Below are 23,896 nucleotides of genomic sequence, written 5' to 3' on the forward strand. Positions count from 1 at the left end.
GCCCCGCCGGCCGGACCGACCGGCCGGCCGGCCGGCCGACGGGCGGGTCTCAGTGGAACAGGCCGCGCTTCTGCAGGGACTGCCGCAGCCAGCCGTCAAGCTCGGTCGCCCAGTCGGTCCGGTCCACCGTCGCGTAGTCGACGACGAACCGCCCGAACGCGTCCCGGCCCTCGGTGAAGAGTCCGCCCCGCTTGTCGATCTCCAGCACGATCTGCAGTTCCTGGGGCGTGGCGACGAAGGTCAGCTCGAGCTGGTTGATCGCCCGGGCGTACTGCGGGCCGGGGTAGAACTCGATCTCCTGGTAGAACGGCAGCGTCTGGCGTACGCCGTAGATGTGGCCCCGCTCGACGTCCGCCCGGCTGAACCGGAAACCGAGCCGGAGCAGGGCCGCGATGATCTGCTCCTGGGCCGGGAGCGGATAGACCGCCACCGGGTCGAGGTCCCCCTTGTCCACCGCCCGGGCCACCTCGAGTTCGGTCCGCAGCCCCATCGTCATGCCGTGCAGGTGCTGGCCGGCGACCTCGGTGATCGGCGTCTCCCACGGCACCTCGAACCGGAACGGGATGTCCCGACGCTCTCCGCCGCCGAGTTGGAACGGGCCGGTCATCTGCTTCCGGTGGAACTCCTGGGTGGTGTCGTAGTCGGCGTCGCCGCTCTCCACCTCGACCCGGGTGACCAGACCCAGCGACACGTACGAGATGTCGACCGGATGGTCACCGCCGGCGACGTGGATCTGACCCTCGAGATATCCGCCCGGTCGACAGTTCGGGTTCACCAGCACCGTCTCCACCGACGGGCCACCCACCCCCATCGCCTGCATCAAGCGCTTGAAGACCATTGTCTCCTCCATCCATGGTCAGCTTCGACTTCCCGGGCCCGTGCCGGGAGCCGGCCGCACCACGGGTCGCCGGAACCGCCCGACCGCTGGCACGTTAGCGGTACCCGGCAAGCGTAGGTCCGGCCGACACCGTCCGCCGGACGCGACAAAGCGGGAGTTCTGAACAAACCGCCGCTCGACAACTCCCGGATTCATGCCAACCGGACGATCTCCTCACCCCGGCTTCACGCCCTACCGGCCAAGCTATGTGTCACCAGCGAGGTTTCCGCTGGGACGCGCCACATTGTCGAAGCGGGGAGGCGACAGATGATGGTCATGCGCAACGACGGCGGCATGTCCCACCCGGCCCGGGCGGCCGGATCCGATAACGAGTCCGCCAACGAGGGTGTGACCGGCCAGGTCGACCTCGACGCCACCGACGAGCGCGGCGCTTCGGCCGACCTGGTCCGGGCGTACCTCAACGGGATCGGCCGGACCAAGCTGCTCACCGCCGTCGAAGAGGTGGAGCTGGCCCGCCGCATCGAGGCGGGACTGTACGCCGAGGAGAAGCTGACCGCCGACGACCGGCTGGCCGACGGATCATCCACCCCGGACGGGTCGACGGCCGCGGCGACTCTCTCCGCCGGACTCCGCGCCGACCTCGCGACGATCGCCGCACAGGGCCGGGCCGCCAAGAACCACCTGCTGGAGGCGAACCTGCGGCTGGTGGTCAGCATCGCGAAGCGGTACACCGGGCGGGGCATGGCCTTCCTCGACCTGATCCAGGAGGGCAACCTCGGCCTGATCCGGGCGGTCGAGAAGTTCGACTACACCAAGGGCTACAAGTTCTCCACCTACGCCACCTGGTGGATCCGCCAGGCGATCACCCGCGCCATGGCCGACCAGGCCCGCACCATCCGCATCCCGGTGCACATGGTCGAGCAGGTCAACCGGATGGTCCGGACCCGTCGTGACCTGGCCACCACGCTCGGCCGGGAGCCCACCGTCGCCGAGGTCGCCGTCGCACTGGGCGTGCCGGAGTTCCAGGTCATCGAGCTGATCTCGTACGACCGTGAGCCGGTGAGCCTGGACCAGGCGGTCGGCGAGGACGGCGAGAGCGCGCTCGGCGACTTCGTGGCCTCGGTCGACCCGCGCGAGGAGCCGGGTGACGCGGTGTCCCAGGGCATGCTCCGCAACGAGGTGGAGATCGTGCTGGCGACCCTCTCCCACCGGGAGCAGGCGGTGATCCGGCTCCGGTTCGGTCTCGACGACGGTCGGCAGCGCACTCTCGACGAGGTGGGCCGGGAGTTCGGCCTCTCCCGGGAGCGGATCCGCCAGATCGAGAAGGTGACGCTGCTCAAGCTGCGCCACCCGTCGCGGGCGGAGCGGCTCGAGTCCTACGCGGGCTGACCAGCCCTCCCGAACTGTCCGGCGGAGCCCGGTCACCACTGCTGGTGACCGGGCTCCGCCGGCTCCGGACGGTCAGCCGACCACCAGGTCGCGGCGGCGGAACGCCGCCAGACCCGCGCCCAGCAGCGCGACCGCCACCAGCAACAGCGCCACCAGCGCAGTGGCGGCCGGATCGTCGGCCGGCACCGCCGGCAGGTGGGTGAAGGGCGAGACGTTCAGCACCGCCTGGGGCAGTTCCAGCAGCGCACCGAGCTGTCCGAGCAGGACGCAGAGCAGCAGCGCCGACCAGGAGAGCGCCACCGACCAGCGGGGGAACAACCCGAACAGCACCACGGCCAGACCGGCCAGGACCAACGCGGCCGGCACCTGCACCAGTCCGGCGACGGTGAGCCGGCCGAGCTGGCCCGGGACGTCGTCGGCGACCAGGCCGTAGCCGAGCCCGGTGGCCGCACCGCCGAGCGCCAGCAGCCCGACCGTGCCGAGCGCGGCACAGCACAGGTGACTGAGCAGCCAGCGGGGACGGCTGACCGCGGTGGCGAGCACACCCTCCAACGTTCCGGCCGCTTCCTCACCGCGCAGCCGCAGCACCGCCTGCGTCGCATAACCGGCGACGGCCAGGGCGAACATGCCCATCATCGCGCCGAGGAACGCGTCAACCAGGCGGTCCGTACCACCGAGCTGGGCGATCAGGTCGGCGGCGGCCTGGTTCTCGCCGACGAAGCTCTCCAGTTCGTTGCCGACCGAACCCATGGCCAACCCCATCACGGCGACCCCGACCGCCCAGCCGAGCAGCACCCCCCGCTGCAGCCGCCAGGCCAGACCCACCGGGCCGAGCAGGGTGGTGGGCGCCGTGGCCGGCCCGCGCCGGACAGCCAGCAGTCCACTGCCGAGATCCCGTCGGGTGGTGAGCAGGAAGGCCACCCCGACCACGGTGACCGTGAAGGCAGCGGTCACCCCGAGCACCCACCACCGGTCGGCGTCGTAGGGGCGGACCTGGTTGGCCCAGCCGAACGGGGAGAGCCAGGAGGGCCAGGCACTGGTCACCCGCAGCCCGTCGGCGGTCACCTCGCCCCAGGCGTCCCCGGCGGCGCGGAGCAGGAAGGCGAGACCGACCGACGCGGCGGCGACCCCGTTGGCCCCGCGTGCCGTACCGGAGACCTGGGCGGCGACCGCCGCGACGGCGGCGAACGAGATGCCGATCCCGGCGATCGCCGCGGCGAGCGCCACCGAGCCGGCCACCGGCAGGTCGCCGGCGATCAGGACCGCGGCGAGCAGCAGACCGCTGAGCAGGTTCGCCGCCACCGTGCTGAGCAGGGCGGCGGTGAGCGGGGCGTACCGGCCGACAACCGCCGAGCCGAGGAGTTCGGCGCGGCCGGTCTCCTCGTTCTGCCGGGTGTGCCGGGTCACCGCGAAGGTGCTGAGCAGCGCGGCGAGCAGGGCCAGGCTGGTGTACGACTCGGCGTTGACCACCGCGCCGAGGCTCGGCCCGGAGGCGGGCCCGTTGAACGCCCGGGCCACCACACTGGCCGCACTGCTGCCGGCGTAGAGGAGACGGTCCTGTTCGGTGGCGTAGATGTTGGCCACGCTCTGCATGACCGCCGCCCCGACGCCCGGCACGGCCACCGCCCAGACCAGGAGCTTCACCCGGTCGCGCCGGACGGCGAGCCGGGTCAGTCGCAGGGTGCCGGTGAAGCCGTTCACCGGACACCCGCCGCCACCGGCCGGGCTTCCACGGTCCCGCCGGAGTCCTCGCCGTAGTGCCGCATGAACAGTTCCTCGAGCGTCGGCGGGGTGCTGGTCAGCGTCCGTACGCCGAACTGGGCGAGGTGCCGCAGTACCGGGTCCAGCGTGCCGGACTCGACCTCGAACCGGGTGGTCGTCCCTTCGACAGCCACCCCGGACACCCCGGGCAGGTCGGCGAGCCCGTCGACCGGCCGCTCGCTCTCGACGGTCATCGGCGTACGGGTCAGGTGGCGCAACTCGGCAAGGGTGCCGGACTCCACCGTCCGGCCGGCCCGGATGATGCTGACCCGGTCACAGAGCGCCTCGACCTCGGACATCACGTGGCTGGAGAGCAGCACGGTGCGGCCGGCGTCCCGCAGTCCCCGGACGTGCTCCCGGAACACCGCCTCCATCAACGGGTCGAGGCCGGACGTCGGCTCGTCGAGGACGAGCAGTTCCACATCGGAGGCGAAGGCGGCGACGATGGCCACCTTCTGCCGGTTGCCCTTGGAGTAGGTGCGGCACTTCTTGGTCGGGTCGAGGTCGAACCGGCGCAGCAGTTCGTCGCGACGTTTCCGGTCGAGCCCGCCGCGCAACGCGCCGAACAGGTCGATCGCCTCACCACCCGAGAGGTTCGGCCAGAGGTTGACGTCGCCGGGCACGTACGCCAACCTGCGGTGCAACGGCACCGCCTCGCGCCACGGGTCACCACCCAGCACACTGACCTCTCCCGCGTCCCGGCGCAGCAGTCCGAGCAGGATCCGGATCGTGGTGGACTTGCCCGCCCCGTTGGGCCCGAGGAACCCGTGCACCTCGCCGGTCCGGACGGTCAGGTCGAGCTCGTCCAGCGCGCGGGTGGTTCCGAAGGTCTTCACCAGGCCGGCCACCGAGATCGCGGTCATGACGCCCCCTCACTAGTGCCGTTCACGCCGTCTCCCTCAGTGACGACATGTGTCCGCACACAGTGTACTGACCGATGGTAAGGGTGATCCTGACGGATTTCTGATCGTCGGTCAGGAGCCGGTACGCTGCACGGATGGACCGACCACCCAGCCTGGACACCCGCGGTCGGATCCTGCAGATCGCACTCGACCTGTTCGCCACCCGGGGCTACCAACGGACCTCACTCCGGGAGATCGCCGAACGGCTCGGACTGACCAAGGCGGGCGTGCTCTACCACTTCCCCACCAAGGAGCACCTGCTGGTGGCGCTCACCGAGCCACTGGTCGCCGATCTGGAGTCGACCCTGGAGCGGGCGGCCCGGCTCCCCTGGCCGGCGGCCCGCTGGGCGGCGCTCGAAGGCTGGCTGGACACCCTGCTCGCGCACCGCCGTCCGCTCGGCATGCTCTTCCACGACCTGGCGATACTCCGTACCGGCAGCACGTTCACCCGGATAATGCGACTCGCCATGCAAACGTACGACCTGGTCGCCGGGGCGCACGCGTCCAGGATCGAGCGGATCCGGGCGGTGCAGGCGACGGCGATGCTCGGTGACCCGATCGTCTTCTTCACCGACGTGCCGGACGAGGTGCTGCGCGCGGAGATGCTGGACGGGGTGGGCCGCCTGCTGGGTGAACCGGTGCCCGGACGGGCGGAGCGTCCTGCCACACCGCGTCCGGCAGCGGATCGCAGCGCCGGAAGCGAGGACCGCAGCGCCGAAAGCGGAGGCGGCAGCACCGGGAGCGGGGACGGCAGCGCCTCGGCGGCCGGGGCCGGCTCCGTACCGGTGGAGCCCGCGACGCCCACCATGGACCGCACACCCACCCCGGTCGTCGCGCCGGTGGGCCGGTCCCGACCCACGCTGGTCCGGATGGGTGGGCGACGCACGGCCGGCCGGCCCCGGGCGTTGAGTGGCGAGCAGGTCCGGACGGCCCGGGCGCTGCACGCGGAGGGTTCGCAGACCGTCGACCAGATCGCCGCCGGTCTCGGCGTCTCCCGGGCCACGCTCTACCGGCACCTACGGGCCGACGGACCGTCGGCGGAGCAGATCTGTGAGACGGATTTCGACACTATTTAGAGACGATTGTGAGACCGCTTGCCGACGGTCGTCCAGGCCGGAACCATTACGGGAACCGCCCTGACGACGAAACGGGACGCGGTGTGGTGACCGGACCGGCGCGAGCCCGGTCCCGGAAACGACGTCCGCCACGGAGCGGTCGTCCGGACAGGACGGACCGACGGCCGGGGGTCGGGGGTCGGGGGTCGGGGTCGGGGTCGGGGGTCAGCGTGACGGGTCCTGTGGATCCAGCTGGTGCAGCGGAAAGACCGCCCTACGGGTGGCCATGATCGCCCGGTCCACCGCGTCGGGTTCCCCGGACGGCTGCCACGGCTCGTACGAGATGTCGGCGTCGTCGGTCATCCGCAGCGGCACCTCGCGTTCGGGCCGACGGTTCCGGGCCAACATGCGCCAGTTCGGCGGGGTCAGCGCGGCCGGGTCGATCGGCTCACCGGTGGCCACCCCGAGCAGGTGCGTCCACGCCCTCGGCACCACCTCGACGAGCGCGTAGCCGCCGCCACCGGTGGCCACCCACCGGCCGTCGCAGAGTTCGTCGGCCAACGCCCGCAGTGCCAGATAGCTCGCCCGCTGTCCGTCCACGGTCAGCCGCAGGTCGGCGAGGGGATCGAGACGGTGGCTGTCCGCACCGCACTGGGTGACCAGGATCTGCGGTCGGAACGCCCGCAGCAGCGACGGCACGGTGGCGTGGAAGGCCCGCAGCCACCCGGCGTCACCCGTACCCGGGGGCAGCGGCAGGTTCACCGCAGTCCCCTCGGCACCCGGGCCGCCGGTCTCGTCGGAGAACCCGGTGCCCGGGAAGAGCGCCAACGGGGTCTCGTGCAGGCTGATCGTCAACACCCGGGGGTCCTCGTAGAAGACCTGCTGCACGCCGTCACCGTGGTGTACGTCGACGTCGACGTAGGCCACCCGTTCCGCGCCCAGGTCGAGCAGCCGGGCGATGGCGACCGCCGGATCGTTGTAGACGCAGAAACCGGCGGCCCGGCTCGGCATGGCGTGGTGCAGGCCACCCGCGACGTTGACCGCCCGCCGGGCCTCCCCCCGCCAGACCGCCTCGGCCGCCGCCAGACTGGCCCCCGCGACCAGCGCGCTGGCCTCGTGCATGCCGTCGAAAATGGGATTGTCCGAAGTGCCGAGGCCGTAGCCGGAGAAGAGCGGATCGTGCGGGGCGGCCCGCACCGCGTCCAGGTAATCCGGTCGGTGCACCCGGGCCAGGGCGGCGTCGTCAGCCGGGGTCGGCGCCACCATCCGTACGCCGGACCGGTCGAGGACGCCCAGCTCCCGCGCCAGCGCGATGGTCAGCTCCACCCGGACCGGGTCAAGTGGATGATCACCCAGGTCGTATGCCAGCAGACTCTCGTCCCAGATCACCACGGTGTCATCCGACATGGCGCCATCGTCGCACGGCCGACCGCCGGCCTGTGGGAACGGAGCCGACCCGCCGGACGTGAGCCGTCGGTCAGGAACCCCCGGTCGCCGCTCCGGCACCACCGGTCGCGACCGGTCGGGCGGGGTCGGTGAGCCAGTCGCTCCACGAGCCGACGTAGAGGGCGGCGTCCGGGTAACCGGCCCGGTGCAGCGCCAGCACCGCCTGCGCGGCGGTCACCCCCGAGCCGCAGTACGCGCCGACCGGCGTACCCGGCCGGACCCCGGCTTCGGCGAACCGGGCCCGGAGGACGTCGGCGGCCGGGAGTCGGCCGTCCGGACCGACGTACTCGGCGGCCGGCAGGTTGACCGCGCCCGGGATGTGTCCGGCGACCGGGTCGATCGGTTCGGTCTCACCTCGGTACCGAGGCCCGGTCCGGACGTCGAGCAACACACCGCCTGCGGCCCGGCCCGCGGCGGTCTCGGCGTCGAGGGTCGGCAGGCCGCCCGGTTGGACCGTGACGTCGCCCGGCTCCGGCGCCGGTTGCCCGGTGGTCACCGGCAGCCCGGCCGCGCGCCAGGCCGGAAAGCCGCCGTCGAGCACCCGGACCTGGTCGTGCCCGGCCCAGCGAAGGGTCCACCACGCCCTGGCCGCGGCCAGGCCGTCCCCGCCGTCGTAGACCACCACCGGCCGGCCGGACCGCACCCCGGCGGCCCGCAGCGCCTCCTCGAGGACGGCGGGGTCGGGCAGCGGGTGGCGTCCGCCGGCGCCCGGCGGCCCACAGAGCTCGGTGTCGAGGTCGACGAAGACCGCGCCGGGCAGGTGGCCGGTCAGATAGTCAGCCCGGCCGGACGGCCCGGCGAGCCGCCACCGGACGTCCAGCACCGTGGGCGGGTCCTCGGAGGCCAGCGCCGCCGCGAGATCCGTCACGTCCACCAGGAGATCGTCTTGTCCGGACACGGCGTCCAGTCAACACCATCGGGCCCAGAAGCGCCCGGCTCGGTGACACTGATTGTCGGTGTCCCGGGGTAGCATCGTATTTCGGGAGGACCGCTGACGTGAACGACCTCGTTGACACCACTGAAATGTACCTGCGCACCATCCTTGAGCTGGAAGAGGAGGGTGTGCCGCCGCTCCGCGCCCGGATCGCCGAGCGGCTGCGGCAGAGTGGTCCGACCGTCAGCCAGACCGTGGCCCGGATGGAACGCGACGGCCTGCTGACCATCGAAGACGCTCGGCACCTACAGCTCACCGCCCTGGGGCGGGCGCACGCGGTCTCCGTGATGCGCAAGCACCGGCTGGCCGAGCTGCTGCTGGTCAACGTCATCGGGATGCCCTACGAGGAGGCCCACGAGGAGGCCTGCCGGTGGGAGCACGTGATGAGCGACTCGGTGGAGAAAAAGGTCTACGAGCTGCTGAACCGGCCCACCCGCTCGCCGTACGGGAACCCGATCCCCGGGCTCGAGTCGCTGGGCAGCCACCCCGACGTACCGGCCTCCGACACCCCGACGGAGGGCGAGCGGAACCTCGCCTTCCCGGGCCTGAGCGGCCAGGTTGTCGTCCGGCGGATCTGCGAGAGCGTGCAGACCGACGGTGACGTGCTGCGGCAGCTGCACGCCGCGGGCGTCGACCCGGGCGCCACGGTCACCGTCGCCCAGGAGCGCGACGGCGTGACGATCGACCGGTCCGGCGACAAGATCCGTCTCCCCCGCGAGGTCGCCTCCCGGGTCTTCGTGGCCGCGCACTGACCCGCTCGTACTGAACCGGTCCGTGGTCACCCGTCGACCACCGGGTCAGAGGCTGCTGGTGTCGATCTTCTTGGCCAGGGCGACGAGCTTGTCCGCGAAGTCGTCCCCACCCGCCTGGGCCTCCCCGTCCGGGAAGGTGTAGCGGAGGTTGACCAGCCGCTTGTCGCCGGTGAGCCACCCCACCTCCAGGCTCGGACCGGAGTTCCTGGCCGCCTTCACCTCCGCCCGGTAGGCCGCCTTGCCGAGCCCCTTGACCGTCTTGCCGCCGCTCGGCACCACCTCGTCGGCGAAGATGGCGGCGTCGGCCGTGGTCGGACTCACCGAAAGGGCCAGTTCAGGCTGGTCGGCGTCCTCCCCGCGCAGCACACAGGTGTCCGTCTTGCCGTGCCGGCTCGCCGCCGACACATCGAACCGGGTGCCGATGACCTCCTCGATCGTCGGGTAGTCCACCAGTTGGCAGGCGCCTCCGGCGGACGCCGCAGGCAGCCGTACCACCTCCGGTGCCGGGAGGCTCGACTGTGGCGTGGGGTCGTCACCACACCCGGCGAGCAGCAACAGTCCGGCGCCGATCAGGCAGAGTCGCCCGCGCATCTCTCCCCTTCCACCCGTCCCGGTCCACCTGACCGGGAACCCGTCGGACACCGTACGGCGTCCGGGCCGACGGGCGAAACCCGACCGCGTTCCCGCACAGGCACTCGCTGGGCGGTTGACACCCTTCTGACGGTTATTCCGGGGATGCCGCTTGACTCGTGTCACCCGTCCGGGTTACCGGCGGATCGTCGACGTACGGGCAGTGCCGGCAGCCGCGCCCGCAACAGGTGCCCCGGCGGGCGAGGAAGGCCGCGGTGAGCACGAACAGCCCGGTGGCGGGGTCCGGGTAGCCGGCCTCGTCGGCCGCGAGAGCCGCGGCGTGGGCGGCCAGGATCCGCGCCCGGTCCGGGTGGTCCGTGGGCAGCCGGGACGGGTGTGGTTGGTCCAGCGGACGCGCCGCCAGCGGTCGCCGCCGGCCCCGCGCTCCCTCAGCCTCCATCGCCGCCGACCCTACGACACCGGCGGCGCCCCACCGCCCCGCCCCCGCCGCCACCCCACCGGCGGACCGCCGGGCGGCCGGGACGCCCCACCTCCCGTCGACGACACGGTCGACCGCCGTCGGCGGGCCGTCAGTGCCCCGCCGCGCGTAGTCGGATCTCCCGCCCCGGCCAGCGGGACCGCAACCACCGGTCGTGGCTGGCCAACACCACGGCGCCGGGACCGGTGCCCAACGCCTCCTCCAACTCGTCGCAGAGCCGGGGGGAGAGATGGTTGGTCGGCTCGTCGAGCAGCAGCAGCTCGGGCGGGTCGGCGACCAGCAGCGCCAGGGCGAGGCGACGGCGCTGCCCGACCGACAGTTCACCCACCCGACGGTCCAGGTCGGCCGGGCCGAGCAGGCCGAGCGAACGCAGCGGTACGGCGTCCGCCCGCTCCGGCCCGATCGACCGTACGTAGATCTCCTCGGCGGTACGGTCCGGCTCGTCGAAGACGGTGTCCTGGGTCAGCAGGCCCACCCGCAGTCCGGGTCGGCGGTGGCACCCGCCGCCGGTTGCCAACCGCCCGGCCAGCACCGCGAGCAGGGTCGACTTACCTGTTCCGTTCCCCCCGGTGACCAGGAGACGGTCGGTGGCCGACACGTCGAGCCGGTCGAGGGTCAACCGACCGGGCACCCGCAGGTTCCGCAGCGACACCAGCGGGCCGCCGACAGCGTCGGCCGGCTCGGTGGGCACGCCGGATCCGTCGGTGGGGACGCCGGCAGTGTCGGCCCGGCCGGTGCGGACGCCGGGAACGACGCTGACCGTGCCGGCGCCGACGGTCGGCCCGGTGGTCCGGAAGCGCAGTGGCTCCGGCGGCGCGGGGACCTGGTCACGTACCAGTTCGTCGAGGCGGCGGGCGGCGTCGCGTACCCGCCGGGAGATCTGGTTCTGCACCCGGCCGGCGGTGTGGCCGTACCCCATCTTCTCGTTGTCGCGCCGGTCCCGGCCCGGCGCGACCTGGTGTGCGGTCGCTCCGACCGAGCGGCGCAGTTCGGCCAGCTCCGCCTGCTGCTCGGCGAAGCGCCGCTGCCACCGTGCCCGCGCCGCACGCTTCGCCGCCTGGTAGTCCAGGTACGTGCCGCCGTAGCGAACCGGTCCGTCCACGGCCGGGTCGAGGTCGATCAGGTCCGTGCAGACCGCGTCGAGCAACGCCCGGTCGTGGCTGGCCAGCACGACGACCCCGGGAAGGCCACGCAACTGCTCCTCGAGAAAGGTCGCCGCCGCGTCGTCGAGGTGGTTGGTGGGCTCGTCGAGCAGCAGCGCCGAGGGTCGGCGGATCAGCAGCGCGGCCAGGCCGAGCCGGCCGCGCTGCCCGCCGGAGATCGACGCCAGGGACCGGTCGTACGGCATCGCGCCGAGCCCGAGCCCGGCGAGGACAACCTCGGCGCGGCGGTCGGCGTCCCAGGCGTCGCTCTCCTGCGCCTGGTCGAGCCGCTCGGCGTACTCGGTGAGCAGGTCGGGGTAGTCCGGCGAGTGCTCCGGGGTGGTGGCGAGCGCACCGGTGAGCCGGTCGAGGGCGACCAGCACCTCGTGGGCCTCGCGTAGGGCGTCGTCGAGCACGTGCGCCACCGTCGACGTCGGGTCGAAGGGCGTCTCCTGCGGCAGGAAACCCAGGTCCGGCGGACGTACGACGGTGCCGGAGTCGGGTCGGTCCACCCCGGCGAGCAACCGGAGCAGTGTGGACTTGCCCGTGCCGTTCTCGCCGATCAGCCCGATCCGGTGACCGGGCGCGGCGGTGAGCGAGACTCCGTCGAGCACCCGGCGACCGCCGAAGGTGCGGACGAGATCGTGGGCGAGCAGAGCTGGTCTGGACATGGAGGTCACCGACAGATTCCGTGCTCAGGCCTCGTCCGGTCCCCTCGTCTCGCGTAGTCGGCCGTCCGCCAGCCGCAGCCAGCGGTCCACCCCGATCTCGGCGAGGAACCGCTCGTCGTGACTGACCACCACGAACGCGCCCTGGTACGCCCCGAGCGCGCCCTCCAACTGTCCGACACTGACCAGGTCGAGGTTGTTCGTCGGCTCGTCGAGCAGGAGCAGCTGCGGTGCCGGTTCGGCGTACAGGACGCAGGCCAGGGTGGCGCGCAGCCGCTCGCCGCCGGAGAGCACCCCGACCGGGAGATGGATCCGGGAGCCCCGGAACAGGAAGCGGGCGAGCAGGTTCATCCGCTCCGCCTCCGGCCTCGTGGGGGCGAACATGGCCAGGTTCTCCGCCACGGTCCGGTCCAGGTCCAGCAGATCCAGCCGCTGCGACAGGTGGGCGACCCGGCCCTCGGCCCGCCTCAGCTGGCCACCCTCCGACTCCAGGTCGCCGTTGAGCAGGCGCAGCAGGGTGGATTTGCCGGCGCCGTTCGGCCCGGTGAGCGCGATCCGCTCCGGCCCCCGGATCGTCAGGTCGAGGCCGTCGCCGGCGAAGAGCGGGCGGTCCGCGTACCGGACCTGCAACTGCTCGCCGAGGAAGACGGTACGGCCGGCCGGGACGCTGGTGTCCGGGAGTTCGAGGGCGATCCGCTGCTCCTCGCGCAGTGCCCGGCTCGCCTCGTCGAGCCGGGTCCTGGCCTCGCTGACCCGGGCGGCGTGGGTCTCGTTCGCCTTGCCCGCCGCCTCCTGGGCGCCCCGCTTCATCGTGCCGGCGAAGATCTTCGGCAGGCCGGCGTTCTTGAGGTTCTTCTGGGCGTTGCTGGCCCGCCGCTGCGCCCGTTCACGGGCCTGCTGCATCTCCCGCTTCTCCCGCTTGACCTCCTGCTCCGCGTTGCGGACGTTCTTCTCGGCGACCTCCTGCGCGGCCTGGACCGCCGCTTCGTACGCGGTGTAGTCGCCACCGTGGAACCGGAGTTCGCCACGGTCGAGTTCGGCGATCCGGTCCATCCGGTCGAGCAGTGCACGGTCGTGGCTGACCAGCAGCAGGCAACCGCCCCACTCCTCCAGTACGGCGTAGAGCTTGTGCCGGGCGTCGAGGTCGAGGTTGTTGGTCGGCTCGTCGAGCAGCAGGACGTCGGGTCGTTTCAGCAGTTGTGCGGCCATGCCGAGGGAGATGACCTGGCCGCCGCTGAGGGTACGCAGCGGCCGGTCGAACGGGACGTCGACGAGCCCGAGCCGGTCGAGTTCTCCCCGGCTGCGTTCCTCGACGTCCCAGTCATCCCCGATCGTGGCGAAATGCTCCTCGCTGGCGTCGCCGGCCTCGATCGCGTGCAGTGCCCGGATCGCGGGGGCGATACCGAGCACGTCGGCGACGGTCAGGTCACCGGTCAGCGGCAGCGTCTGCGGAAGGTAGCCGAGCACCCCGTGGACGGCGATGCTCCCGGAGCCGGGGCGCAACTCGCCGGCGATCAGTTTGAGCAGAGTGCTCTTCCCGGCACCGTTCGGCGCGACCAGGCCGGTCCGGCCGCCCGGCACGGTGAAGGAGAGATCCTGGAAGACCGGGGTGTCGTCCGGCCAGGAAAAGGAGAGGTGGGAACAGACGATGAAAGCGTCGGACATCTGAGAGAGACCTCGGGTGCGGTGGGCGGACCCGTGCCGCCCAGCAATGGACGTGGGGCTCGTACGACGACGGCACGGCCACGGCGGCGCTTTCGCGCACACGCCGACGGCCGGTCACATCCCGGTATCACCCGGAGATGTCGTCGTCACCCACCACGTCTGGTCTCCCCTGTTCAGGTCGCTGCCGATCCAGGATAACAGCGGAGATCCCCCCTCGGCCGCCTGCGGGTGGGCCCGCGTCCGGAGCGGCTCGGTTACCCCGGTACGGCCGAGGCATGCCCGAGCGGCCCCGGTCGCTCCGTCAGCCCCGGTCGCTCCGTCAGCCCCGGCCGCTCCGTCAGCCCCGGCCGGCCTCAGCCGAACCAGGCCATCGCCTGGCCGTGCCCCCGGGTCCAGGCCAGCGGTCCGCCGTCCAGCGCGAGCACGTTGTACAGCGCGCTGCCGGGCGGCTCGGGCAGCCCGTCGTACCGCAGCACGGCCGGATCCTCGTTCGCGATCCAGTGCCCGGGCAGGTCGCGTACCAGCTCGACGAAGGCGTTCCGGCGGGGCTCCGGCACCTGGTAGAGCACGGAGGTGTGGAACACCACCAGCGTCGCGCCGGCCGGCGCCCGCGCGGCCAGCGCCGGCAGGTCGTCCACCAGGTCACCCCGGACGAGCAGCGGCGGTTCGGCCGCGGCGACCGCCGCCGCGGCCCGCAACCGGGCCCGGCGGTGGGTGTGTTCCGGCCAGATGAGGGCGTCGAGCCAGCCGACGTCCGCCGGGTCGGTCACGTCGAGCGGGTTCAGGTCGAGTCCGGCCCGCCACACCACCTCAGGTGGGCCGGACGGCGGGGCCACCCCGGTGAGAGCACACTCGAGCACCGGTTCCCCCGAGCCGACCAGGTGGTCGCCGTACCGGTAGGCGTACCGGTCGGGGTAGAGGCAGAGCCCGGCGGACGCGCCGACCTCCAGCAGCGCGAGCGGCTGCGGCAGCGCCGCGAGCACCGGCAGCAGTACGGCGCACCGCCCGGCCTCGTTCGTCTGGGTGGCCCGGTCCCGGATCTCCGCCTCGATCGCCGGCCAGTTCCCGATCGTGAAGTCGTGGAACGCGTCCGGTTCGTCCACCGGACCGCCGAGCAGCCGTACGACGCCGAACAGCAGGTTCGGTTGCCGTTTGGCCGGCGGCAGGGTGCCGAGCAGGGCGAGCAGTGTGTCGTCCCCGCTGACCGCGGACGACAGCCGCTCGTACAGCGGTGACACGCCGCGCGCCTCGCGGGCCGCGAACTCGGCGTAGCGGGTGGCGATCGTCATGGCGACGAGGATAGTCGTCCCCGTCGATCCGGGCCCGGGTACGCGGAAGGGAGCCGGGCGGTCGCCCGACTCCCTTCCGCCGACCGGGCCGTCAGTCCTCGACGTGCCCGGTCGACCGTCGCGTCAGTACCGGTCCCGCCGGTGCTCAGCTGCAGCCGGAGGTGGAACCGCAGCCCTCGCAGACGTAGCAGCTGCCGGCCGGGCGCATCTTCGTACCGCAGGTGAAGCAGAGCGGGGCGTCCTGGGCCTTGCCGAGCACCGCCTCCAGCAACTCGGTGGACGAGCCCACCCGGGCGGCCGGTCGGGCCGCCTCGACCGGCTCAGCCGGCTTGGCGGCGGCCGCCCCGGACACCTCGGTCGTCGGTTCCGCCGGCTTCGCCACCGGCGCGGACGAGGCCATCGCGGCGAGGTCCACGGCGCTCTCCGCCTCCGCCTCGGCCCGCAGCTGCGCGGCCCGCTCCTTGGCGGTGAAGATGCCCAGCTCCGCCCGGCGCTCGTAGGGCAGGAAGTCCAGAGCCAGCCGACGGAAGATGTAGTCCATCACCGAGGTGGCCAGCCGGATGTCCGAGTCGTCGGTCATGCCGGCGGGCTCGAACCGCATGTTGGTGAACTTCGCGACGTACGTCTCCAGCGGCACGCCGTACTGCAGGCCGATCGAGATGGCCACCGAGAAGGCGTCCATCACCCCGGCCAGCGTCGAGCCCTGCTTGGACATCTTGAGGAAAACCTCGCCGAGGCCGTCGTCCGGGTACGACGAGGCGGTGAGATAGCCCTCCGCCCCGGCGACCGAGAACGACACCGTCGAGGAGGGCCGCTTCTTCGGCAGCCGCTTGCGTACCGGCCGGTACTCGACGACCTTCTCGACGGTCTTCTCCGCCGCGACCGGCTCGACGGCCTTCTCCTTCTTGGCGACGGAGAGCGGCTGGCCAACCTTGCAGTTGTCCCGGTAGATGGCGAGCGCCTTCAGGCCGAGCTTCCAGCCCTCGAAGTAGATCTCCTCGACCTCCTCGACGGTCGCCGACTCCGGCATGTTGACCGTCTTGGAGATGGCGCCGGAGATGAACGGCTGGATCGCGGCCATCATCCGGACGTGGCCCATCGGGGCGATCGACCGCTCGCCCATCGCGCAGTCGAAGACCGGGTAGTGCTCCGGCTTCAGCCCGGGGGCGTCCACCACGTGGCCGTGGTCGGCGATGTGCTCGACGATCGCCTCGACCTGCTCCTCCGGGTACCCGAGGCTGCGCAGTGCCCGCGGCACGGTCTGGTTGACGATCTGCATCGAACCGCCGCCGACCAGCTTCTTGAACTTGACCAGCGCCAGGTCCGGCTCCACACCGGTGGTGTCGCAGTCCATCATCAGACCGATGGTGCCGGTCGGGGCCAGCACCGACGCCTGGGCGTTACGCCAGCCGAACTTGTCGCCGACCTTGTTGCCCTGGGTCCACTGCTTCGTCGCCTCACGGACGAGTTCGGTGGCGACCGTGCCGGTCGGGCGGATCGCGTCGTTGGCGGCGGCGTGCTTGCGCATCACCCGCTTGTGCGGCTCGGCGTTGCGGGCGTACCCGTCGTAGGCGCCGACGACGCCGGCCAGCTCGGCGGAACGCCGGTACGCCGTACCGGTCATCAGCGAGGTGATGGCGGCGGCGAGCGACCGGCCACCCTCGGAGTCGTACGGCAGGCCGGAGGCCATCAGCAGGGCGCCGAGGTTGGCGTAGCCGATGCCGAGCTGCCGGTACGCCCGGGTGGTCTCGCCGATCTTCTCGGTCGGGAAGTCGGCGAAGCAGATCGAGATGTCCATCGCGGTGATGACCAGCTCGACCGACCGGACGAACTTCTGCACCTCGAACCCGCCGTCGGCGCGGAGGAACTTCATCAGGTTCAGCGAGGCCAGGTTGCACGAGGAGTTGTCCAGGTGCAGGTACTCCGAGCAGGGGTTGGAGGCGGTGATCCGACCGGTCTCCGGGCAGGTGTGCCAGTCGTTGATCGTGTCGTCGTACTGCAGGCCGGGGTCGGCGCACTCCCAGGCCGCCTGGGAGATGGTCCGGAACAGGCCCTTGGCGTCGATCGACTCGATCACCGCGCCGTCCAGCCGGCCGCGCAGGTCGAACGAGCCGCCGTCCTGTACCGCCCGCATGAACTCGTCGGAGACCCGGACCGAGTTGTTGGCGTTCTGGTACTGCACGCTGACGATGTCGGAGCCGCCGAGGTCCATGTCGAAACCGGCGTCACGCAGCGCCCGGATCTTGTGCTCCTCCCGGGCCTTGGTGACGACGAACTCCTCGATGTCCGGGTGGTCCACGTCCAGGATGACCATCTTGGCCGCCCGCCGGGTGGCGCCGCCGGACTTGATGGTGCCGGCGCTGGCGTCCGCGCCCCGCATGAAGCTGACCGGGCCGGAGGCGGTGCCGCCGCTGGAGAGCAGTTCCCGGGAGGAGCGGATCCGGGAGAGGTTGACCCCGGAGCCCGAGCCGCCCTTGAAGATCAGCCCCTCCTCCTTGTACCAGTCGAGGATCGAGTCCATCGAGTCGTCGACGGCGAGGATGAAACACGCGCTGACCTGCTGCGGCGAGGCGGTCCCGACGTTGAACCAGACCGGCGAGTTGAAGCTGAACACCTGGTGCAGCAGCATCCAGGTCAGCTCGTGGGCGAAGATCTCCGCGTCGGCCGGCGTGGCGAAGTAGCCGTGCTGCTCCCCCGCCGCCCGGTACGTGGTCACCACCCGGTCGATGAGCTGCTTGAGCGACCACTCACGCTCCGGGGTGCCGACCGCGCCGCGGAAGTACTTGGTGGTCACGATGTTGGCCGCGTTGACGCTCCAGGAGTCCGGGAACTCCACGCCCCGCTGCTCGAAGTTGATCGAGCCGTCACGCCAGTTCGTCATGACGACGTCCCGGCGCTCCCAGGTCACCTCGTCGTACGGGTGCACCCCCTCGGTGGTCCACACCCGCTCGACCTTCAGCCCGGTCGTCGGTGCCGTCCGGGTCCGTGACTTACCTGCTGTCACACCATCCCCCGACATCTCATCCGCCCCCTCACGCGCGCACGGCTCCGCGCCGCACGTCCGTCCTCGAATTCGAAATTGACAAGTACTAGCTGGTCGGCGCCACGGCCGGCGTGACCGTTCCGGCACCCTGCCCCGCGCCGTCCCCCGACTGGCGACGGGCCACCGCTGCCGCGCGCAGCGTCTCGATCTCCCGCTCGAAGTCGTCCAGCGACTCGAACGACCGGTACACGCTGGCGAAGCGCAGGTAGGCCACCTCGTCCAACTCCCGCAGCGGTCCCAGGATGGCGAGGCCGACCTCGTGGCTCGGAATCTCGGCCGCGCCCTTGGCCCGGACCGTCTCCTCGACCCGCTGGGCGAGCAACGCGATCTTGTCGTCGTCCACCGGACGCCCCTGACACGCCTTGCGCACCCCGCCGATGATCTTCGTCCGGCTGAACGGCTCGGTGACCCCGCTGCGCTTGACCACCGCCAGCACGGCCTCCTCGACCGTGGTGAACCGCTTGCCGCACTCGGGGCACGACCGGCGCCGACGGATCAACTGGCCGTCGTCGGCCTCGCGCGAGTCGACCACCCGGGAATCGGGGTGCCGACAGTACGGACACCGCATCGCCGCCCCTCCTCTCACCGTCGTGGCCCACGCCATGTGCTCCGGACAGCCGTCAGCCGCGGGCCGACCACTCGAAGTGGTTCCCGCCGGGCTGGCGAACCTGAGAGCTGTGGGTAGTTGAACCCCAACCTATAGGCGACTTACAGCCTTGTGACTACTACATCTAGGGGTCGACCGTATGCCCACGACGGGCCGAGGTCAAGTTGACGGGGCGTGGCGAGGCCCGCAATTTGTCAACCTCCCGGCAGCCCGGGGAGTTACCGGTCAGTCGGCACGAGCAGGCGCTGACCGACGTACACCAGGTAGCCGTCCATCCCGTTGAGTCGGCGGATCTCATCGACGACCACGACTGGATCCCGGTCCGGCCGGTGCCGCTCGGCCAGCGACCAGAGACTGTCCCCCGGACGCACCACGACGGCCGCCGGGGCCTCCGGACGGTCGGCGCGGGACGACGACTCCGCCGGGTCGGCGGCCCGGGACGCCGGGGACAGCACCGCCGCGGCGGCGGCCACCAGAAGCAACAGAAGGATGGTAACCACCGCCCGACCCCGGCGGGTCAACCGCAGTCGACCACCTTGGGCCACCCCCGGAACGTCCGTCACACCCATCCTGACCTCCATGATCGAACATCAGTTCGAAGGCTTGACCGTAGGATGGTCTATCAGAACACCAGTTCGATGTCGAGCTTCCGGAGCCGACACGCCGGGCAGGATGTCGTACAGATGTTTGAAACTGTGTGATCTCACCTATACGGTCGTGAACATCGACACCGGCCCGGCACTTCCGCCCGGGGCGGGCGTCGACCCACGACGCACCACGAGCCGCCAAGGCAGCGCACCGCCACCAGGAGGACGACGTGTCGACCGACGACCGGACGAGCCGGCAGAAAGCACAGAAGAGTACCGCCCCGACCAGCCGGGCCGGCCGACGCGGTGCCGGCACCCGGACCGGGGACGCCGCGCCGACGCTGCGCGCCGTCACCCCGGTGGTCAGCACCTTCCCCGATCTGGTCAACGCCGATCTCACCGCCCGGCAGCGGCGCATCCTCGAGTTCATCCGGGACTGGGTGGAGCGGTACGGCTACCCGCCGAGCGTGCGGGAGATCGGCGAGGCGGTCGGACTCGTCTCCCCGTCCAGCGTCGCGTACCAGCTCAAGGAGCTGGAGCGGAAGGGCTTCCTGCGCCGCGACCCCAACCGCCCCCGCGCGGTCGACGTACGCCCGCCGAGCGAGATGATCGACGACGAGACCGCCCGGGCCCAGCGTCCCACCCCGGCCTACGTACCGCTGCTCGGCCAGATCGCCGCCGGTGGGCCGATCCTCGCCGAACAGGCCGTCGAGGACGTCTTCCCGCTCCCCCGCGAACTGGTCGGCGAGGGCGAGGTCTTCATGCTCCAGGTCAAGGGCGACTCGATGCTCGAGGCGGCGATCTGTGACGGCGACTGGGTGGTCGTCCGGCAGCAGCCGACCGCCAACTCCGGCGAGATCGTCGCGGCGATGCTCGACGGCGAGGCGACGGTGAAGACGTACCGGCAGCGCGACGGCCACGTCTGGCTGATGCCGCAGAACCCCGCCTTCGACCCGATCGCCGGGGACAGCGCCACCATCATGGGCCGGGTCGTGGCGGTACTGCGGCGGATCTGAACCGGCACGACTGACGGGTGCTGGCCCAACCGCCGGCACCCGGGCAGGTCACCGGGCGGGGCCGCGGTCCCCGCCGCCCACCCGGTGCCACCGGATGGGCGCACCTGCTCAGGTGATCCACGTGCTCAGGTGATCAGCGGCGCCGGCCCCCGCGACCTCAGCGGTAGTCGGGCTCCTCCGGGTAACCACCGGGGCGCTGCCGGGGCTGGCCGTACTGGCCGCCGCGCCCCGAACCGGCCCACGGCTCGTCAGGACCCCGCCGGCCGCCGCCCCGCGGGCCACGGCCGGGTTGGCCGCCACCCTGGACGCCACCACCGCCGGCCGGCGGACCGCCGCCGTAGACACCGCCACCACCGCCGCCGCGCCGACCCGCCGGCGGGGCTCCGCCGGGCACCGGCTGGCCGGCCCGGCCGCCGCCCCCGGACGGCCGGCCGCCGTACACCCCTCCGCCACCGCCACCGGCCCTCGGCCGGCCGACCGGGGCACCCCGCTCAGGGCCGGGTTGGCCTCCGTAGACCCCGCCCCCGGACGGCCGTCCGCCGTACACGCCGCCGCCGGCGGGCTTGCCCCGGCCGGCCGGTTCGAAGTCGTCGGCCGGACGGTCGGCACGGTAGCCCTGGCCGTAGCCGCCGGACCCCTGGCCCCAGCCGGCGCCGTCCCGCTCGTCGGGGCCCGGCTGCCGACCCGTCGACGGGTCGCCGCCGGCTCCGCGCCGCGCCTTCCGGCCGGCACGTGGGCCGTTGTCGTCCCCGTCGACCCCGCCGACCCCCAGACCGTCGTCCGGTCGGCGGCGGCGGGCCCGCACGATGCCGAAGATCCCGAGCGCGACCAGGATCGCGCCGATCACACCCAGCCCACCGATGAAGTAGGTGATGTCGTCCAGGGTCAGTGAATCCGTCCAGGACGTGTCCGACTTCGCGGAGTCACCCGGTGCCCCGTCGGCGGCCGCCGCCACCACCTTGGCCGGGGTGTAGCTCAGGATCGTCACGTCGGTGGGCTCGTCGAGCCCGGCCACGTCGGAGACCGTGAGGAAGCTCTTCCCGTCCGCGGTGTAGGCGATCGCCTCACCGAACGGGTCCTCCAGCGCGGTGACCCGGGGCGTACCGCTGGTCAGGGTCTTGACCAGGTCGCCGTCCCGCACGTCCCACTCGAAGGCGTCGGCGTAGGTACGCAGCGTGACGCGCTTGCCGTCCAGGGACCGCGCGGCCCCGGTGACGGTCAACCGGCCGGCCGGGCCGAACCGGTTGGCGGTCGTGGACTTCGGCAGCGCGACCTCGCCGGCCTTCTCCAGCGGCACACCCGCGGTGTTGTTCTTCTTCAGCGCCCCGGTCGGGCGGTAGATCTCGGCCTTTCCGGTCGTCTTCGTGATGATCAGCGGAACGTCGTCGTCGCCGATCAGCAGCGCCTCCGCGTCGTGCCGCTTGCTGTCCGGAAACGCGAGCCGGTGGATGACCGGCGCCGCGCTGCCGTCGACCGGCATGCTCCACAGCGCGACCGTGGCGCGCCGGGTCGAGCCGTTGTCCCCGATGTCGGCGATCCACAGCGTGTCACCGTCCGGGGAGATCGCCAGATCCTCCGGGTCGAGCGGGCCGTTGCCGGCGTACGCGACCGTGTCGTCGAGCTTGCAGTTGTCGGTCAGCAGGAAGACCCGCTCCCGGCTGGGGTCGTCGCTGCCGTCGTTGATCACCACGTAGCCGTCGCTGGTCGCGATCAGCCCGGAGAGTTCACTCATCCGCTCGTCGGTGATGGTGCAGACCTTCTTGCCGGCCTCGGCCGACGCCGCCGTCGCGTCGACGCCGAGGTTCACCCCGACCAGGCCCAGGCTCAACCCGAGCACGCCGGAGCCAACCAGCACCGTGGAGAGGACTCGCCGCATCCGCCCAGTGTCGCATGCGCGCGACGCAAACCGGTGAGGCGGCGTGATCAACCCAGGGCTGCCGTGTCGAGGCCGGAAAACCTCATCCCACTACCTCCTGGTACGGCGCGAGTTCCGCCGCCAGTGCCTCGTCGACCCGCACGTGCAGTTTCGTCCCCTCCGGCAGGTGGGCCGTGCCGAGCACCTCGCCCTGCCGGTGCACCCGGGCCACCAGGTCGCCACGGTCGTACGGCAGCACCGCCCGCACCTCGACCGCCGGTCGGGGCAGCCGGGCCTCGATCGTGGCCCGCAGCTCGTCGATCCCCCGGCCGGTCCGGGCGGACACGAGGATGGCGTCCGGCCACTCCCGCTTCAGCCGGAGCAGGGTCTCCTCGTCCGCCGCGTCGATCTTGTTGATGACCAGCAGCTCAGGCAGCTTGTCGGCGCCGACCTCGGCCAGCACCTCCCGGACCGCCCGCACCTGCTCCTCGGGGTCGGGATGCGCGCCGTCGACCACGTGCACGACAAGATCGGCGTCGGCGACCTCCTCGAGGGTGGACCGGAACGCCTCGACGATCTGGTGCGGCAGGTGCCGGACGAATCCGACGGTGTCCGCCAGCGTGTAGACCCGCCCGTCGGAGGCGTACGCCCGGCGGGTCGTCGGGTCGAGCGTCGCGAAGAGGGCGTTCTCCACCAGGACGCCGGCGTTCGTCAGCCGGTTGAGCAGGCTGGACTTGCCGGCGTTGGTGTAGCCGGCGATCGCCACCGCCGGTACGTTGCTGCGGATCCGCCGGGCCCGCTTGGTCTGCCGTACCGTCCGCATGCCCTTGATCTCGCGGCGCAGCCGGGAGATCCGGATCCGGATCCGCCGACGGTCGGTCTCGAGCTTGGTCTCACCGGGACCACGCAGACCGACGCCGCCGCCCGCGCCGCCACCCCGGCCGCTACCGCCGGTCTGCCGGGACAGGCTCTCGCCCCAACCGCGCAGTCGGGGAAGCAGGTATTCGAGCTGGGCCAGCTCGACCTGCGCCTTGCCCTCCTTGCTCTTGGCGTGCTGCGCGAAGATGTCCAGGATCAGCGCGGTCCGGTCGACGACCTTGACCTTGGTGCGCTGCTCCAGGTTGCGCAACTGGGAGGGGGAGAGCTCCCCGTCGCAGATCACCGTGTCGGCGCCGGTGGAGAGGACCACGGAACCGAGGTCGTCCACCTTCCCCCGACCGATGTAGGTGGCCGGATCAGGACGGCTGCGACGCTGGATCAGCCCCTCGAGCACCTGCGAGCCGGCCGTCTCCGCCAGCGCCGCGAGCTCGGCCAGGGAGTTCTCCGCGTCGGTCACGGTGCCGTCGGTCCAGACGCCGACCAGGACCACGCGCTCCAGCCGCAACTGCCGGTACTCGACCTCGGTGACGTCGACGAGCTCGGTGGAGAGACCGGCCACCCGGCGCAGCGCCTGGCGGTCCTCCAGCTCCAGTTCGCCGGTGGTGACATCGTCGTCGTTGATGACGATGGCGTCGAGGTCCTCGTCCGCCAGTCGAACGAAGCTTTCCTGGTCTCGCAAGCCGTCCTCCGGTTCGTTCGGGTCATCTGTCTGGTGCGACCGGAGCTGGAATGGATGTCCGGTCTGACCGTGTCGGGGTGTTGTCCCTGTGTCTCGGGAAATCAATCGTGACACGCGCGTCCGCCCGGTGCACCCGCTATATCCCCGCCCGCCCGGACCACGGCGCCTCCACCACGGGTCCCGGCCGGGGATTACCCGGACCGGCCGGCCCGACTCCTCCACTGACCGACGGCCCCGTCCCCTCCCGGACGACCGGCGGCACCGCCTGGCCGGCGGACGACGCCCCGGGAACGGCCGACGGTCCCACGGGTGACCGGAGT

At 71.9% G+C, this 23,896-nt stretch carries 19 protein-coding genes; 4 read left to right on the plus strand and 15 right to left on the minus strand.

Annotated features, from left to right (window positions below; all coding sequences use genetic code 11):
- Positions 1–49: 49 nt before the first annotated feature.
- Positions 50–838, minus strand: coding sequence for a sporulation protein (locus V1633_RS31395; RefSeq protein WP_331217925.1), 789 nt, complete (start codon positions 836–838; stop codon positions 50–52).
- A 333-nt stretch (positions 839–1,171) separates the two neighbouring features.
- Between V1633_RS31395 and sigB the strand changes: the two genes are divergently transcribed.
- Positions 1,172–2,227 (plus strand): RNA polymerase sigma factor SigB, encoded by a 1,056-nt coding sequence (gene sigB / locus V1633_RS31400; protein ID WP_407952139.1) that lies wholly within the window; start codon positions 1,172–1,174, stop codon positions 2,225–2,227.
- A gap of 72 nt (positions 2,228–2,299) precedes the next feature.
- Here the strand turns inward: sigB and V1633_RS31405 are convergent, their stop codons facing one another.
- Both V1633_RS31405 and V1633_RS31410 read right to left on the minus strand, forming a co-directional pair.
- On the minus strand, positions 2,300–3,928 hold the full coding sequence (locus V1633_RS31405; RefSeq protein ID WP_331217927.1) for an ABC transporter permease: 1,629 nt from the start codon (positions 3,926–3,928) through the stop codon (positions 2,300–2,302).
- The gene (locus V1633_RS31410) at positions 3,925–4,851 is read right to left on the minus strand and encodes an ABC transporter ATP-binding protein (RefSeq protein WP_331217928.1); all 927 of its coding nucleotides are present in this window, start codon (positions 4,849–4,851) and stop codon (positions 3,925–3,927) included. The genes V1633_RS31405 and V1633_RS31410 overlap by 4 nt, the downstream gene beginning before the upstream one ends.
- 134 nt (positions 4,852–4,985) lie before the next feature.
- Between V1633_RS31410 and V1633_RS31415 the strand changes: the two genes are divergently transcribed.
- The gene (locus tag V1633_RS31415) at positions 4,986–5,966 is read left to right on the plus strand and encodes a TetR family transcriptional regulator (RefSeq protein WP_331217929.1); all 981 of its coding nucleotides are present in this window, start codon (positions 4,986–4,988) and stop codon (positions 5,964–5,966) included.
- A 204-nt stretch (positions 5,967–6,170) separates the two neighbouring features.
- Here the strand turns inward: V1633_RS31415 and V1633_RS31420 are convergent, their stop codons facing one another.
- Positions 6,171–7,352, minus strand: coding sequence for an acetoin utilization protein AcuC (locus tag V1633_RS31420; RefSeq protein WP_331217930.1), 1,182 nt, complete (start codon positions 7,350–7,352; stop codon positions 6,171–6,173).
- 70 nt (positions 7,353–7,422) lie between these two features.
- The gene (locus V1633_RS31425; RefSeq protein ID WP_331217931.1) at positions 7,423–8,289 is read right to left on the minus strand and encodes a sulfurtransferase; all 867 of its coding nucleotides are present in this window, start codon (positions 8,287–8,289) and stop codon (positions 7,423–7,425) included.
- Between the two features lie 98 nt (positions 8,290–8,387).
- Between V1633_RS31425 and V1633_RS31430 the strand changes: the two genes are divergently transcribed.
- Positions 8,388–9,077: a metal-dependent transcriptional regulator gene (locus V1633_RS31430; protein WP_331217932.1), complete on the plus strand. Its 690-nt coding sequence runs from the start codon at positions 8,388–8,390 to the stop codon at positions 9,075–9,077.
- A gap of 45 nt (positions 9,078–9,122) precedes the next feature.
- Here the strand turns inward: V1633_RS31430 and V1633_RS31435 are convergent, their stop codons facing one another.
- The 8 genes from V1633_RS31435 to V1633_RS31470 form a co-directional block, all read right to left on the minus strand.
- Positions 9,123–9,668: a hypothetical protein gene (locus V1633_RS31435; RefSeq protein ID WP_331217933.1), complete on the minus strand. Its 546-nt coding sequence runs from the start codon at positions 9,666–9,668 to the stop codon at positions 9,123–9,125.
- Positions 9,669–9,801: 133 nt separating this feature from the next.
- On the minus strand, positions 9,802–10,107 hold the full coding sequence (locus tag V1633_RS31440; RefSeq protein WP_331217934.1) for a DUF5522 domain-containing protein: 306 nt from the start codon (positions 10,105–10,107) through the stop codon (positions 9,802–9,804).
- A 130-nt stretch (positions 10,108–10,237) separates the two neighbouring features.
- Positions 10,238–11,959 carry an ABC-F family ATP-binding cassette domain-containing protein gene (locus V1633_RS31445; RefSeq protein WP_331217935.1) on the minus strand — a complete coding sequence of 574 codons (1,722 nt, stop codon included), beginning with the start codon at positions 11,957–11,959 and terminating at the stop codon, positions 10,238–10,240.
- A gap of 24 nt (positions 11,960–11,983) precedes the next feature.
- Entirely contained in the window at positions 11,984–13,621 is a 1,638-nt protein-coding gene (gene abc-f, locus V1633_RS31450; RefSeq protein ID WP_331217936.1) for a ribosomal protection-like ABC-F family protein, read from the minus strand.
- A 353-nt stretch (positions 13,622–13,974) separates the two neighbouring features.
- On the minus strand, positions 13,975–14,910 hold the full coding sequence (locus V1633_RS31455; protein ID WP_331217937.1) for a DUF2332 domain-containing protein: 936 nt from the start codon (positions 14,908–14,910) through the stop codon (positions 13,975–13,977).
- Positions 14,911–15,055: 145 nt separating this feature from the next.
- Positions 15,056–17,929 (minus strand): vitamin B12-dependent ribonucleotide reductase, encoded by a 2,874-nt coding sequence (locus tag V1633_RS31460; RefSeq protein ID WP_331217938.1) that lies wholly within the window; start codon positions 17,927–17,929, stop codon positions 15,056–15,058.
- Positions 17,930–17,999: 70 nt separating this feature from the next.
- Positions 18,000–18,521 carry a transcriptional regulator NrdR gene (gene nrdR, locus V1633_RS31465; RefSeq protein ID WP_331217939.1) on the minus strand — a complete coding sequence of 174 codons (522 nt, stop codon included), beginning with the start codon at positions 18,519–18,521 and terminating at the stop codon, positions 18,000–18,002.
- Positions 18,522–18,778: 257 nt separating this feature from the next.
- Complete coding sequence (locus tag V1633_RS31470) at positions 18,779–19,042, minus strand: LysM peptidoglycan-binding domain-containing protein (RefSeq protein WP_407952136.1); 264 nt, start codon at positions 19,040–19,042, stop codon at positions 18,779–18,781.
- A gap of 335 nt (positions 19,043–19,377) precedes the next feature.
- Here V1633_RS31470 and lexA point away from each other — a divergent pair, with 335 nt between their 5' ends.
- Positions 19,378–20,163 (plus strand): transcriptional repressor LexA, encoded by a 786-nt coding sequence (lexA, locus tag V1633_RS31475; protein ID WP_407952137.1) that lies wholly within the window; start codon positions 19,378–19,380, stop codon positions 20,161–20,163.
- Positions 20,164–20,320: 157 nt separating this feature from the next.
- Here the strand turns inward: lexA and V1633_RS31480 are convergent, their stop codons facing one another.
- Positions 20,321–22,039: a hypothetical protein gene (locus V1633_RS31480; RefSeq protein ID WP_331217940.1), complete on the minus strand. Its 1,719-nt coding sequence runs from the start codon at positions 22,037–22,039 to the stop codon at positions 20,321–20,323.
- A gap of 82 nt (positions 22,040–22,121) precedes the next feature.
- The gene (hflX, locus tag V1633_RS31485; RefSeq protein ID WP_331217941.1) at positions 22,122–23,576 is read right to left on the minus strand and encodes a GTPase HflX; all 1,455 of its coding nucleotides are present in this window, start codon (positions 23,574–23,576) and stop codon (positions 22,122–22,124) included.
- Positions 23,577–23,896 lie beyond the last annotated feature (320 nt).

The sequence above is a fragment of the Plantactinospora sonchi genome (assembly GCF_036422035.1).
GTDB classification, from domain to species: Bacteria; Actinomycetota; Actinomycetes; order Mycobacteriales; family Micromonosporaceae; genus Plantactinospora; species Plantactinospora sonchi.